The 13,057-nt window shown below is 59.0% G+C and carries 11 protein-coding genes and 1 pseudogene; 5 read left to right on the plus strand and 7 right to left on the minus strand.

The window, feature by feature from the left end:
- Positions 1-335: 335 nt before the first annotated feature.
- Both PPGU16_RS38510 and PPGU16_RS38515 read right to left on the minus strand, forming a co-directional pair.
- Entirely contained in the window at positions 336-3,056 is a 2,721-nt protein-coding gene (locus tag PPGU16_RS38510) for an ATP-binding protein (protein WP_243460704.1), read from the minus strand.
- A gap of 173 nt (positions 3,057-3,229) precedes the next feature.
- Positions 3,230-3,655 (minus strand): Cif family virulence factor, encoded by a 426-nt coding sequence (locus tag PPGU16_RS38515; RefSeq protein WP_180726041.1) that lies wholly within the window; start codon positions 3,653-3,655, stop codon positions 3,230-3,232.
- A gap of 175 nt (positions 3,656-3,830) precedes the next feature.
- Between PPGU16_RS38515 and PPGU16_RS38520 the strand changes: the two genes are divergently transcribed.
- Positions 3,831-4,853 (plus strand): LysR family transcriptional regulator, encoded by a 1,023-nt coding sequence (locus PPGU16_RS38520; RefSeq protein ID WP_180726042.1) that lies wholly within the window; start codon positions 3,831-3,833, stop codon positions 4,851-4,853.
- Complete coding sequence (locus tag PPGU16_RS38525; protein WP_180726043.1) at positions 4,850-5,704, plus strand: DMT family transporter; 855 nt, start codon at positions 4,850-4,852, stop codon at positions 5,702-5,704. Before PPGU16_RS38520 ends, PPGU16_RS38525 begins: the two co-directional genes overlap by 4 nt.
- Here the strand turns inward: PPGU16_RS38525 and PPGU16_RS38530 are convergent.
- On the minus strand, positions 5,664-6,248 hold the full coding sequence (locus PPGU16_RS38530) for a TetR/AcrR family transcriptional regulator (protein ID WP_243460705.1): 585 nt from the start codon (positions 6,246-6,248) through the stop codon (positions 5,664-5,666). The genes PPGU16_RS38525 and PPGU16_RS38530 overlap by 41 nt on opposite strands.
- A 426-nt stretch (positions 6,249-6,674) precedes the next feature.
- On the opposite strand from PPGU16_RS38530, the gene pdxR reads away from it, so the two are divergent.
- Positions 6,675-8,213 carry a MocR-like pyridoxine biosynthesis transcription factor PdxR gene (gene pdxR / locus PPGU16_RS38535; protein WP_243460706.1) on the plus strand — a complete coding sequence of 513 codons (1,539 nt, stop codon included), beginning with the start codon at positions 6,675-6,677 and terminating at the stop codon, positions 8,211-8,213.
- Position 8,214: 1 nt separating this feature from the next.
- Positions 8,215-8,448, plus strand: a pseudogene (locus tag PPGU16_RS38540) (sigma factor-like helix-turn-helix DNA-binding protein); the annotation flags it as partial.
- Positions 8,449-8,480: 32 nt separating this feature from the next.
- Here PPGU16_RS38540 and PPGU16_RS38545 read toward each other — a convergent pair.
- Positions 8,481-9,224 carry an SDR family NAD(P)-dependent oxidoreductase gene (locus PPGU16_RS38545; protein ID WP_180726046.1) on the minus strand — a complete coding sequence of 248 codons (744 nt, stop codon included), beginning with the start codon at positions 9,222-9,224 and terminating at the stop codon, positions 8,481-8,483.
- A 205-nt stretch (positions 9,225-9,429) separates the two neighbouring features.
- Complete coding sequence (locus PPGU16_RS38550; protein WP_180726047.1) at positions 9,430-10,314, minus strand: LysR family transcriptional regulator; 885 nt, start codon at positions 10,312-10,314, stop codon at positions 9,430-9,432.
- A 109-nt stretch (positions 10,315-10,423) separates the two neighbouring features.
- Here PPGU16_RS38550 and PPGU16_RS38555 point away from each other — a divergent pair, with 109 nt between their 5' ends.
- Positions 10,424-11,173, plus strand: coding sequence for an SDR family NAD(P)-dependent oxidoreductase (locus PPGU16_RS38555; protein ID WP_180726048.1), 750 nt, complete (start codon positions 10,424-10,426; stop codon positions 11,171-11,173).
- 28 nt (positions 11,174-11,201) lie between these two features.
- Here PPGU16_RS38555 and PPGU16_RS38560 read toward each other — a convergent pair whose 3' ends face one another.
- Both PPGU16_RS38560 and PPGU16_RS38565 read right to left on the minus strand, forming a co-directional pair.
- Positions 11,202-11,774, minus strand: a complete 573-nt coding sequence (locus tag PPGU16_RS38560; protein WP_180726049.1) for a YbhB/YbcL family Raf kinase inhibitor-like protein — start codon at positions 11,772-11,774, stop codon at positions 11,202-11,204.
- Positions 11,775-11,846: 72 nt separating this feature from the next.
- A complete protein-coding gene (locus PPGU16_RS38565) occupies positions 11,847-13,052 on the minus strand; it encodes an NAD(P)/FAD-dependent oxidoreductase (RefSeq protein ID WP_180726050.1) in 1,206 nt (401 codons plus the stop codon).
- Between the last annotated feature and the right edge of the window lie 5 nt (positions 13,053-13,057).

The following is a 13,057-nucleotide window of genomic DNA, read 5'->3' on the forward strand; positions in this document are numbered from 1 at the left end:
TGATGGCAGAGGCGGATATATCGCGCAAAGGAAACCGCTTGCCCGCGCGAACGCTTAAGCCGCTCTCGAACCAGAAAAAAAATGAACACGATTGGTATCGCTAGCAAGGATGCAGTTGAAGACGTGACGCGTGACAAACACCAGTTCACACGGCAGACGCTTCGCCTGCCGAGGCACGCGTCAGTCGAATCCGAGGTGAATCATGGACAATCGGACGCGCGGTTCGGAGACATTCCCAGCTTCGTGTGGTCGAAGAACTGCACACTATGCCCCGTTGCGTTGGGTCATTTCATGCGGACATCGAATGCGTATCTTCTTTCATCCGCGTCCGACGACTAACCAGTCTCGACATCGTATGAACCCCTTCGCCTGATTTGCGACTCGTAGGCGGCCGCGCCTTGTTTCCTCGCCACAAGACACGCACGACGCAAGTAGGCAGCGCTTGCGTCGCGATCTCCTTCAAGACCAAAAGCATGAGCCTTGGTCATGAGCAGCGGAGGGAGGTACAACTCGTCACCGTGCAGTTCGATTGCCTTGATCGCTTCGTCGCAGACCGCCATTGCGCGCGTGGTATCCGAGTTCGCGCATAGTGCCGTTGCCAGTGAATTCCTGAATGCCGATGCCGTCATCGTGTACTGGCACTTCGTCATGCCGTCGAGGCAGCTTTCGAGCAGCGAAATGCTCTCCTCCAATCGGCCTCCGGCATACGAAAGCTGACCACGAAGCCCGAGCACCACATACTGGTATGGCGTGAAGCCATTCACCTTGACGATGGCGTCGAATTCATCCGCTATTTCACCTAGTCTCGGCCAGTTCTCCGCCCACGCGAAAACTTCTCCCGCCCATATCAGCGTCACACACTGGGTGGCAGGATGGCACAGCAGGCGCGCGCTTTCGATGGCGTCATTGGCGAGCCGTTCCGCTTCAGAAGATTGACCCGTCAGCCAAAGATTCCTCGCCTTTCCGCTCAACGCACGCAGATAAGGATTGGTGCCGAATTCTGCCGGCTGCGCCGCCTCTGCTCCGTTCGCCCTGGTCGAAAGGATCACAGCCTCCCAGAGACCGGATGACGACGCGATCTCGCCCTTCATATGCAATGCCGCGCCCAGCATCGAATGAACCGTGGAAGCGTCGCGCCCACATGCGATGATCCATTGCGCGGCATCGCTCGCGAACATATAGGCCCCCTCGAAATTGCTGGTTCGATAGAGGTACATGATGAGTCCGCATAGCAACCGGTCATGTCGAGCAGAATCTCCCAGCGACAATGCAATGGAAAGACCACGTTCGTATGCCCGGCCAACCTCTTCACCGTCGCTGCCTGTGAAGAGCAATGCATGGCCATGGGCCGCGATGAGATCGAGTTCCGTCAGGCTCCCTCGCTCCACGTCGTCCAGTTTCGACAATGCGATTTCGGTCCATTTTCTGGCCTCGCCGAGCATCGACTTTCGCAGCAGCAGTTTCGCGTATGACGCGACCAGCCTGCAGCCTTGCACGACGTCCTGCTCGCGTACGAGCGTCCACTCCAGCATCGCACGCAGATTGCCCAGATCGGCGAGCCAGTTGTCTCCCCCCTGTTCCGTCGATCCGTCGGCGGGCCACGCGGCCGCATAATATGACGCGTGGCGCGCGCAGAACTGATCCAGCTCGCCGGCATCTTCGAGTTTTACGCGCGCATAAGAGCGGGTCGTGTCGAGCAGAAAGTATCGAACTGTGCTCTCGTCAGGCCTCACATCCAGCAGCGACTTGTTCGACAATTGATTGATGGCTCTCAGCACGTCGGCGCGATCGATGTCCTCCGCACCGATCACGGCTACAGCCGCATCGAGCGCGAAGCAGCCGACAAACACCGCGAGCCTTCGCAGACAGACCTGTTCCAGTCCCGTCAACAGGCCGTAGCTCCAGTCGAGCGTCGCTCCGAGCGTCTGATGCCTCGGCACAGCCGTGCGGCGTCCGTGCCACATGAGCCGGCTCTTCTTGTCCACCAGTTCCAGAATTCCGACCAGACCGAACGTCGGCATCTGTCGCGCGGCGAGTTCAATCGCCAGTGCAATGCCATCCAGCGCCCGGCAAAGCCTGCCCACCGACTGCGCGTTATCGTCGGTCAATTCGAAACGGCAGCCCGCCTGCACGACGCGCTCGACGAATAGCCGGATTGCCGAGTACTTCAACGCATCGCATGCTTTGAGCAGTTCACCCGGCGGCGGTGCGTCGAGCGGAGGAAGGCGGAATACGAATTCGCCATCGACATTCACGATTTCTCGCGACGTTACGAGGATATAAATGCCGCTCGCGTTTCGATAGAGAATTTCCGCAGCCTGAGCGACACCGTCTATCAGATGCTCGCAACAGTCGAGAAAGACGAGCATGCGGGTATGGCCAATCGACGCACATACTTCACTGATGGAAGCGGCGGCTTCCTGTCCTTCACACAAGGCGGCCACCAGTGTCGACGAAACCAGGTCCGAATCCTGAATCACCGAAAGATCGACGGACACGATCTTGCCGTCGAACTCGTCGCGGAGCCGGTCGATCACTGCATTCGCGACCGTCGTCTTACCCATCCCACCCGCGCCGACAATGCTGACGAACCGGTGCTCTTCGAGTTGCCGGGCGATCTGCCCGATGTCGCGTTCCCGACCGACAATGGCGGCGCCCGCATGCACGAACCGCAATTGACCGCGCGCCGGTGGCCGTGTGGTCTTGAGTTCGACGCCGGACTGAATTCCATCACACGGCGTCACTGTCGCAACAAATGTATAGCCCCTTCCCGGCACGTTCATCACATACGTGACGCCGGGATCGCCATCGGCAAACGCTTTACGCAGTGCGACAAGATGAAAACGAAGGCTCCCTTCTTCGACGACTGTATCGCGCCATACTTCGGCGAGAAGATCGCGCGCGCTGACGACGCTTCCCGCACGACGCACGAGTGCAATCAGAATGTCGAGCGCGCGACTACCCAGCTTGACCTGCTTGCCATGACAAACAAGCAGTCGTTTGTCGGGAAACAGGAAGAACGGCCCGAACGAAAAGTTCGTCGCAACTGAATGCAATGGCGTCGTTCCAAATTTCGATAAGCTGGAAAACAAGTATCGTCTCGCTGGAAGTCGTGGTTTCCACCGATTCTATCCGAGGCTTACACGAAACCGAATCTTTCAAACCACTAAACGAGAGAAACTGAAACTTTGGCATTCAGCGCCTCGTAATGGGCCTGCTTCGGTACGCACTATATTGCTTTAAGGGTTCGACTGCGTACGTCCGGGAACGTATCGACCTGACGGTTGAGCAGCAAGAAGAGCCGCGCGATTTGTCCGTTGAATAGCGAAAAATGAAGATTGACGACGAGTGGATTTGGCAATCCTCTCGAGTCGAATGTACCTGTGACGGCCCCAACCACCGTCGTTACGCGATAGTGCTGAGATGTCTGCAGAACTTCAATTCTCAGGTTATCGGCAATGACTTCTCTTGCGATCCAGGCTTCGATTGCGGGGCGTCCCCAGAAATCACGAAGCTGATCGTTGACGAGCGCGTCGTCTCTGAAGAGCGCCGCCATAGCGGTGGCATCGGCGTTATTGAGCGCCAGCAGAAACGAGCCGATCACTCGTGCGTCTTGTTGTGCGGTCTTCCGTATTCGGTTTGCCCGATCACGCATCCCGTTTTCCTTAGGGGATCAACGAGCGCAAATGTTCGTCTATCCCGCCATTTTTGTCTGCTATTTGTTGTTAGCGGCTGTTAGCGCTTGCGATAAGTCCATAGTGTTTTGCCTCTAACGCTGTTTAATCAACTATAAACCAGCGTCGAATCGACTTCGCGAGGAAAACGTCTTCATGGAATCGACCATGCGCAATCACTCCGGCTCCCCGCCGGAAGAGGTGATGGATACGCTGTCAGCAGGATTCACGACGAGCTACGCGGCCGTCATGACTTTCATCGCCGTGGCGAAGGAAGAGAGCTTCGCCAAGGCAGGAGATCGTCTCGGTATCGGACGGTCTTCCGTTAGCCGGAACATACAGAAACTGGAGCAGCAGCTTGGAACCAAGCTCTTTTCGCGCACCACTCGCAGCGTCGGACTGACGGCTGAAGGGGAGATCTTTTACGAATCGTGCAAGCCCGGTATCGACGGCATCCTGAATGCGATCGAGCGAATGCGCGATCTGCGCGGTGGCCCGCCGCGTGGTCTATTGCGGATCAGCTCGACCGTTGGTTTCGGAAGAAAGGTCGTCGCGCCGCTGTTGACCAGGTTTCAGGGTTTGTACCCGGAGGTCTCGATCGACCTGATGCTGTGCGATAGTCCCGCCAACTTTACGAGTGACGGTATCGATATCGCTTTCAGGAACGGCCGGGTGGACGACAGCCAGATCATTGCCCGCCGCATCATTCCCATGCATATGATTCTCTGCGCCTCTCCCGAGTACGTGCGAGAGAACGGAGTACCGATGGAAGTCCACGATCTGCCAGGGCATCGCGCGATCAATTTCCGTTTCTCGTCTGGAAGAATCTACGAGTGGGAATTCAAGGTGGGAGGCGATCTGATCAAACACGCTCCGTCCGCGCATCTGACCTTCAACGACGCGGATCTCGTGCTCAATGCAGTCCTCGATGGTCAGGGAATCGCGCAACTGGCGGGTTATCAGGCCTGCGACCACCTCGCGACGGGCAGACTGATTTCCTGTATGGACCGGTATGCACCAGACGATCGAAGCCATTTTCTTTGCTATCTCAGCAAACAACATATGCCGTCCCGCACGCGACTCTTTATCGACTTCATGCTCGAGCAGATACGAATGCTCAACCTTCAGTGCGCAGTAGATGACATGGCGACCAGCAGGTCGCACGGGAGCGCGCGATGAGACCTTATCTTGCTGCGTTCACCGCGATCGTTCTTTGGTCCGCATTTGCGACGCTGAGCCTGCCCTTGAGACATCTTCCGCCGTTGCTGGTCACGGGGCTCGCACTGCTGGCCGGCAGTCTCGTCACGCTGCGGCACATCAACGCATGGAAGGTCAGGTGGTCCACGTTTCTGTTCGGTTCCGGCTGTCTTTTCCTCTATCACTTCTGCTTGTTGAAGTCTTTCACGTATGGGTCGGTGCCCATTGCCAACCTGATCAACTACACATGGCCGTTTCTGCTCGTCCTCATGTCGAGCGTCTGCAATGGACGCAGACGGGGATGCTTTGCCCAGGTGACGTGCTGTGCAATCGGGTTCATCGGATGCGCGGTGCTGGTGCTGCAACCCGTGACGAATGGCACGTTCGAAGCACGCAACGCGATCGGATATGGCTTCGCCGCTGCGGCCGCTGCAGTCTGGGCGGGTTATACGTTCTTCATACCCAGGTTCGAAACCCACAGCGCGTGGGCTGTCGGCGGGTTCTGCGCTGCAAGCGGTCTTGCTGCGCTTGCCGTGCACGCCGTGGCCGGCCCGTCTGTCGAATTGTCCGCTCACGATCTGGCATGGGTCGCAGCAATCGGCGTGGGACCGTTGGGCATAGCGTTTGTCGCATGGAATCACGCGTCCAGATTCTGCGAGCCCGGGCTTCTCGGATCGATATCGTATCTGTGCCCGCCGCTTTCTCTCGTGATACTGAGAATTGCGGATCCAACCGCCGTGATCGACTGGATGACTTTGACTATTTCGATGTTGATGAGCGTATGCGGGATACTCATGTCACAGCGTTGGCGGCGTACGGTGTTGAGTAATTAGTCGATCTATCGACGAGACGGTCGCCCGTCTCCTCGATAGGGACTCTCATGAGTTGCTCCCGCATGACGATCATCAGTGCTTCGTCCATGCCACGTTCGAAAAGTGCATGGAGCATTCCTATCAGAATAGAGGCCAGTGCGTGACTGGTCGCTTCCTGCCGTGCCGCGTGCATCTCATCGACGCCCGATATCATGTCGAGCGTTGCCTGATGCAGACGTGCAGAACCCTCATCGAGCAACGCCGCCCTGCCGATCTGCTGCCAGACGGCATGAATAGCGCGCACTTCGCGCGTGTGTCCGGCATTCGCGGCAATAAAGGCATTCGCCAGGGCATCGACCATTTCTTCGGGATGTCCGCCGTGCGCATCGCGACACGCGATCTCCAGAAAGCACACGACATGATCGACGTGACGACGCACCATCGCACCCATCAGTTCGTTCTTGTTCGCGAAGTACTGGTAAATCGTTCCCACCGCAAACCCCGATCGCTTGGCGACCCGGGTCGTCGTGAGCGCTCGCGGCCCGTTCGCCGTGATGATCTGCACGGCAGCCTCGAGCACGGCTTCGATCGTGTGTGCGGCGCGAGACTGACGCGGCAGTTTGCGAGGTCGCGGAGCAACGATGCCAATACATTCCGCGTAATCTGGAGCCAGGCGTCGGGCGTTCATCATCGCAACAGTGGGTAGAGCGGTAGAGCGGTCGAGCGATTCGCCCGTCGTGATTGTTCTGACTGAAATCGGCGAATCGATATCGCATATTGCGACGAAAGTACTTGCATGTAATGTGCCACTTTGCAATTCGTAAGCTGGTCCACTTTCTTATCCCGCTCTCCAATGTCACAAACTCCGCGCATAGAACGTCTTGGACTATGAGGAAATGATTTCCCGCTTGTTTCATGCCGCAGTTATTGGCGTCAGTAGTACGCAATCCCGCTACAGCCACACGCCACAGATAGAGACTCTGCAAATGTTATGAATGATCGGTGCGACGCCCTGGTGGGTACGAATAGACGCGAAAAGTCGACCATCGTATGGTCCCTGCCTTTGGGCACACCCGATCCTAAAGAAGGTCTGCAGCGTTGGCTCTACGAAGCGTTGAGGCGGGCAATCGTCAGTGGCCGGTTGCCCGCCGACAGCGTGCTGCCGGGCACCCGTACCCTCGCGCAGCAATACAATCTTGCGAGGGGCACGGTTGCGGCTGCGTACGAACAGTTGTTGTCCGAAGGTTATCTGGTCACCCGCACGGGTAGCGGTACACGGGTCAGCACGGTGTTGCCGGACCCACGTCACCATGCCAAACCAATACCCGCATCCTCAATTGCTGCACATGCAGGCTTTGCGCGTGAATCGCACGCGCCCTGGATCAAACGGCTCAAGGAGAACGATCCGCCTTTTCCGCTCTCGGGCGCAAACACTTTGCCGCAGCCCTTCTTCCCGCATCGCGGCGATATACGCCTCTTTCCCATCGATTTATGGCGAAGGTTGCACGTGCGGCAATTGCGGCCCTCACGTCTGCTCACACTCAACGACACGAGTCCCGCCGGATTGCCCGCGCTACGATCGGCGATAGCCGAGCATCTCGCCATTGCGCGCGGCGTGCGAGTGCCGCCGGAACAGATCGTCGTCATCGGCAGCGTGCAACACGCGCTGGACCTTTGCATGCGGTTATTGACGGGACCCGGCGACACCGTGTGGATGGAAGACCCCGGCTATGTGGCCGCGCGTCAGATCATGCACGCAAGCGGCGCGCGCGTCGTCGATGTTGCCGTCGATCACGACGGCTTGCGCGTACACGACGGCATACGCGAAGCGCCTTCAGCCGCACTCGTCTATGTGACGCCGACGCGTCATGCGCCGCTCGGCGTGCCTTTGTCGAGCGAACGGCGTGCAGCGCTGCTACAGTGGGCCGCCGCGAATGGCACGATCATTTTCGAAGATGATTACGACAGCGAGTACTGCTTTCGCTCGCATCCGCTGCCGGCGTTACGGAGTCTCCCCGGTGCCGATCAGCATGTCGTATTGGCGGGAACGTTCAGCAAACTGATGTTTCCGTCGCTGCGTGTCGCTTACGCGGTGCTGCCGCCGCGTCTCGTCGAGCCTTTCGTTCGCGCGGCGTCCCTCACCGTCCGTAGCGCGAACGGTTTGACGCAAGCCGTTCTTGCGGACTTCCTTGGAGAAGGTCATTTCGACCGGCACGTGCGCCGCACGCGGAAGGTCTATGCAAGCCGCGCGCATGCGTTCGAGCGCGCGGCACAGAAGCACTGGCAAGAACTGATCGACGTTCAGCCGGCCATTGCAGGCCTCGACGTCATTGGCCGGCTGCTTTCAGTGGACGAGCACACGGCTGTTCAAATGCTGAAAGCAGCCGGCATCGACGCGCCGCCGTTGGGTCAATACACGCGGCGCCATCGCCACCCGCCAGGTCTCGTGATGGGTTTCGCGGCTTTTAATGAGGAAGAAATCGACCGGGCCGCGCAACAGGTCGCCACTGTCTTGCGCGAGGCGACATGACATGACCGACCCGCCCGCGACGCCAGACGGAATGAGCGAACGCGCCGACGATGTATCAGTCGCGCTCCTGATGCGGCTCGAACGCCTGTCGCCAGAAGCACGCGCGGCTTTCCTGCTGCACGAGATCTTCGGCGCGGACTATCGCGAGGTCGCTGCGGTAATCGGCAAGTCAAAAGCCGAATGCCGTCGACTGGTCAATTACGCCAAAGCACAACTACGCGATGAGCGGCCGCGTTGAACTCTAATCGACGCAGCCGCTGGAGCTCGCTACTGCAGCGTATATCCGTTATCGACGATCAGATCTTGCCCGTATATTCCGCGTGCCGCAGGCGATAGCAGGAACATGATCGCATCCGCAATGGCGGCGGGCTCAAGGAAGCAACCAGGCAGCAAACGCTGATTGACGCGCCCCGCAACGGCGGAAAGCTGATCTTCGGGCAATCCCAGGCTTGACCAGATTGCAGTGGCCGTTGGACCGGGCGACACGATATTGATTCTGATCCCGCTAGCCGCGAGTTCGACTGCGAGCGTCCTTGCATGTGCCTTGAGCGCGGTCTTCGAGGCGATATAGGCGGCGAGTCCCGGAAACGTGACCTGCGACAGAAACGTCCCGATGAAAACGACCGATGCAGACTTTGCCAACCGCTCTCTCATGATCGACAACGTGTTCAGCGCACCCGCGCCGTTCACCGCCCATTGCCGCTCGAATGCGGATACTTCCAGGCCGTTGGCCAGTTCAGCAATACCCGCATTGGGGACTAGAAAGTCGACAGGGCCCATCTGATGGGCACGCTCAGAAAGCGCTCCGAGATCCGCGCTTTGCGTGACATCCCCTTTCATCCATTCGAGCGTGTCACCATATCTGGACTGCAATGAATCCAGTTCACCCATCGTGCGACTCATCGCCAGCACGCGAGCGCCGCTTGCGAGCAGGCGATCGACCGTCGCAAGACCAATCCCGGAACTCGCCCCCGTCACCACGGCAAGGCGATTCTCAAATCCTTCAAACATAGTTCTTTCCTTTTCATTCGTCGATCAGGTTCTCTTGTCGTCGACCTGTCGTGCAGGCCATTGCGACCCACTTCCTCTAACAAGGATCGGGCCAGCAGAAGAACGCTTTGTTTTCAGCGAGTTGAAAACATGTGATGTCGAATCGACCCGAAACGTTTCGACTACTTCAGCAGTCTTATCGACAACGAAAAGGACGTGATCTGCGCTATTCAGAAAGGGCGAGTTGTTCCGCAATGAAGTCGATGAATAGCCTCGCGCGAGTCGGCACGCTTCGACCGAAAGCGTGAAGCGCCTGCACGGGCACTGAACGCAATGAGACATCGGGCAATACGATGTGCAAGCGGCCCGCATCGAGATCGTGCTGCACCGTCGTTCGAAGAATCTGCGCGATACCCAGCCCGTTCACGGCGGCTATTCGCATTGCGTCACCGCTGTCGGCGTCGAACGATCCGTCAATCGACAGCGAGGTCCCGTTCGCAAAGGTAATGGGAATTGCACGCCCATTGAGCCGGTAGCGCACATGACGATGCGCGGTGAGGTCCTCGATCGTTCGTGGCGCACCAGCGGCCTGCAGATACGCTGGAGACGCCACCAGCACGAGCGGCAGACTGGCCATCGGAACCGTGTACAAGCTGCTGTCCACCGCATGTCCGACCCTGATGGCGATATCGAAGCCTTCGCGAATAACGTCGACATGGCGATCGCTGACGCTCACTTCCAGCGACAGTTCCCGATTGCGCGCCATCAATTGCCGCGTCACCGGTTCGAGCAGCGCGCGCCCGAGATCGCCCGGCAAACTTACGCGCAATGTGCCGACGGCTGTTGCGGGCTTCGCCAGCGCTTCATCCGCTTCGGCAAGACCGCGCATGAGGGGCGCAATGTGCTCGTAGTAGGTTTGTCCTTCGCTCGTGAGGATAAAGGCTCGCGTGGACCGCTGAAACAGCGTGACACCCAGTCGCTTTTCAAGGCGCGCGACGCTCTTCGACACGGCGGACGGTGTCGTTCCGAGCGCTCGCGCCGCGGCCGTAAATGAGCCTGCTTCAACGGACCGCACGAACGCGGGCAGACCACTCAATTTTTCGACTGACATTGATGACCGTTTGGCAAAACTGATAGTGCCGCTGTTTGACTGGAGAGCACTTGCGCGTCAGTCTAGATTGGCGAGGTACGCCAGACTGGCGGAAACAACGGAGAATGATGTGAACCGGCTCGCAAATAAAGTGGCTGTCGTGACGGGCGGCAACAGTGGGATTGGCTTCGCCACGGCAAAGCTGTTCGTGGCGGAAGGCGCCAGCGTCGTGATAGTTGGGCGTCGATCCGATGCTGTCGATGCGGCAGCGGCTGAACTCGGCGATCGCGCAATCGGATTGACAGGCGACATGTCCGATCCGCAAACGCATGAGCGCGTGGCTGCGCTAGTTGCCGAACAGTTTGGCGGACTCGATATCTATGTCGCGAATGCGGGCATCAACACGATCGCTTCGTCCGATAACGTCAGCAATGAATCGTACGACGCGCATTTCGCCACCAATACCAAAGCCGTGTTCTTCGGTGTACAGAAAATCGCGCCGCAGATGCGCGCAGGCGGCGCCATCCTTTTGACGAGCTCCATTGCCAGTACCAAAGTATTCGATGGACACGCTGTCTATGCGGGTACGAAAGCCGCCATTGAAGCATTTGCGCGCAGCTGGGCGATCGAATTCAAGTCCCGCGGCATTCGCGTCAACGTGATCAGTCCCGGTCCTGTCGATACACCAATCCTGTCCAAGCTCGGCATTGAATCCGCCGACCGGCCCGCATTCGAGGCCGCTGTTGCGAACAGTATTCCGCTCGGCCGTCTCGGTCAGTCAGAAGAACTCGCTCGCGCAGCGCTTTTTCTCGTCAGCGGCGAAGGTAGCTTCGTGAACGGCGTCAATCTCAATGTGGATGGCGGAATGTCGTTGATATGACCATCCGCCCTTTCATCGCCTCATGCGCTCATTCCGCCGTCCGGTGATACTTCGCCACATAGCGCGCTTGTGCGATCACTTTCCCATGCATCTGATAGGCGACGAGCGCGGGGCTCGATGCCGCTTTCACATCGATACTCGGCACGCTCAACGCCGACGCGGTGACGATGTATCGATGTGATGTACCTTGCGGCGGGCAAGGCCCGCCGTATTTCGACTCGCCGAAGTCCGTCAACGTTTCCATTGCACCTGTCGGCAACAGCTTCGAATTGCCGGATGCACCCTTCTCGATCGACGATTCCGACGCCGGAATGTTGACGACTTCCCAATGCGTCCAGCCCAGTCCGCCCGTTGGCGCATCGGGGTCGTGAATCGTCACGACGATGCTCTTCGCTGCGGGCGGCACATGGGACCATGAGATATGAGGCGACACGTTGTCGCCATGACAGCCGAATCCGCCGTACACCTGCTCGTTCACGAACTGTCCACGCGTGAGGCCATCGACCTTGACCGTGAACGGCTCGGCGACAGCCGACACCGGTACGATCGCCATTAGCATCGCAGAGCCGATCGTTGCTCGCAACAGAACGTTGGATCTCATGGTGCGCTCCATTGAAAAGTCAGAACGTGCGTGCGCCGCCCGCACCACGAAGGTTTGGGCGGCGCCAACGGCTTAGCCGAAAGACGCTTGCGGATTACCCGCAGCCAACGCCTCTGCGCGATTCGGCGCCGGCGGATAGATCCACTGCGTGTTGATCATCTGCTTGCGAGCCTTGCCTTCGGCATGCGTGAGCTTGATCTGTCGATCCCAGCCTTCCGAATAGACCGCACCCCATTCGCTCAGGTCGACGCACGTGGCGTAGAACGGCTGCCGATACGTCAGCGTCGGAACACCCAGCAGATCCGCAGCGACGTTGTGTCCGCCGAATTGACCCATCACGATGGCGTGCTGACAGGACATCAGTGCGTAGCGGCCGTTATCGTCGGTCAGTGCTTTCGCGACGTCACCCGCGACGAATACATGGGGCGCTTCGGGCACGCGCAGATCCGGCGCCACTTCGACGCGCCCGAGCGGATCGAGGTTCGAAGACACCTGCGCGGCCAGCGGGCTTGCGCGCATGCCGCCTGCCCAGATCACCGTGCTGGCTTCGATGCGTTGGCCCGAGGCCGTGCGAACGCCGTCCGCATCGACGGCCACCACGCCCGATCCCAGCACCGTCTCGACGCCCAGCGATGCAAACGCTTCGGCGACGAACGGGCGGGGATTCGCTCCGAGATCGGGACCGATCTCCTCTTGGGTGCCGATCACCACGACGCGTATCGCCGCGTCTGCGCCAAACTTCTCGCGCAGCCGCTTCGGCAGTTCCGTCGCGACTTCGATGCCCGTGAAGCCGCAGCCCACTACGGCAACCGTATTGCGGGCGGGTGAAGCCGGCAGCTTCGCCAGCTTGTCGAGGTGGTTATCCAGTTCCACTGCATCCTCGATACGGTCCACCGAGAACGCGTGCTCCAGACCCGGCACAGGCGGCCTGCTGAGTTTGCTGCCGCTCGTCAGCAGCAGACGGTCGTAAGCGAGCGAATGCTGTTGCCCGTTGGCTGACACGACGCTCACCGTCCTGTCCTGAACCGAAATCCCGTCGACGCTGCCTTCGACATACTTCACACCAATGGCATCGAGCAACGGCAGCAGCGGCGCAGCCATCTTCTGCGGCTCCGCTTCGTACATCCGCGGACGAATCTGCAATTCGGGCTTCGGCGAAATCAACGTGATCTCGACGTCACTGCTTCTCACACCTGCACCGTCGAGCACGCGGGCTGCGCCTAGCGCGCCCCACACGCCGGCAAAGCCGGCACCCACAATCAGGATCTTCTGCGACATGATTA

The sequence above is a fragment of the Paraburkholderia largidicola genome (genome assembly GCF_013426895.1).
GTDB classification, from domain to species: Bacteria; Pseudomonadota; Gammaproteobacteria; order Burkholderiales; family Burkholderiaceae; genus Paraburkholderia; species Paraburkholderia largidicola.

Excerpts from the sequence above, each read along its gene's own strand:
- PPGU16_RS38525 (WP_180726043.1), top strand. The coding sequence starts at position 4,850 with ATGAGACCTTATCTTGCTGCGTTCACCGCGATCGTTCTTTGGTCCGCA.
- PPGU16_RS38545 (WP_180726046.1), bottom strand. The coding sequence starts at position 9,224 with ATGTTTGAAGGATTTGAGAATCGCCTTGCCGTGGTGACGGGGGCGAGT.
- PPGU16_RS38515 (WP_180726041.1), bottom strand. The coding sequence starts at position 3,655 with ATGCGTGATCGGGCAAACCGAATACGGAAGACCGCACAACAAGACGCA.
- pdxR (WP_243460706.1), top strand. The coding sequence starts at position 6,675 with ATGAATGATCGGTGCGACGCCCTGGTGGGTACGAATAGACGCGAAAAG.
- PPGU16_RS38560 (WP_180726049.1), bottom strand. The coding sequence starts at position 11,774 with ATGAGATCCAACGTTCTGTTGCGAGCAACGATCGGCTCTGCGATGCTA.
- PPGU16_RS38520 (WP_180726042.1), top strand. The coding sequence starts at position 3,831 with ATGGAATCGACCATGCGCAATCACTCCGGCTCCCCGCCGGAAGAGGTG.
- PPGU16_RS38565 (WP_180726050.1), bottom strand. The coding sequence starts at position 13,052 with ATGTCGCAGAAGATCCTGATTGTGGGTGCCGGCTTTGCCGGCGTGTGG.
- PPGU16_RS38550 (WP_180726047.1), bottom strand. The coding sequence starts at position 10,314 with ATGTCAGTCGAAAAATTGAGTGGTCTGCCCGCGTTCGTGCGGTCCGTT.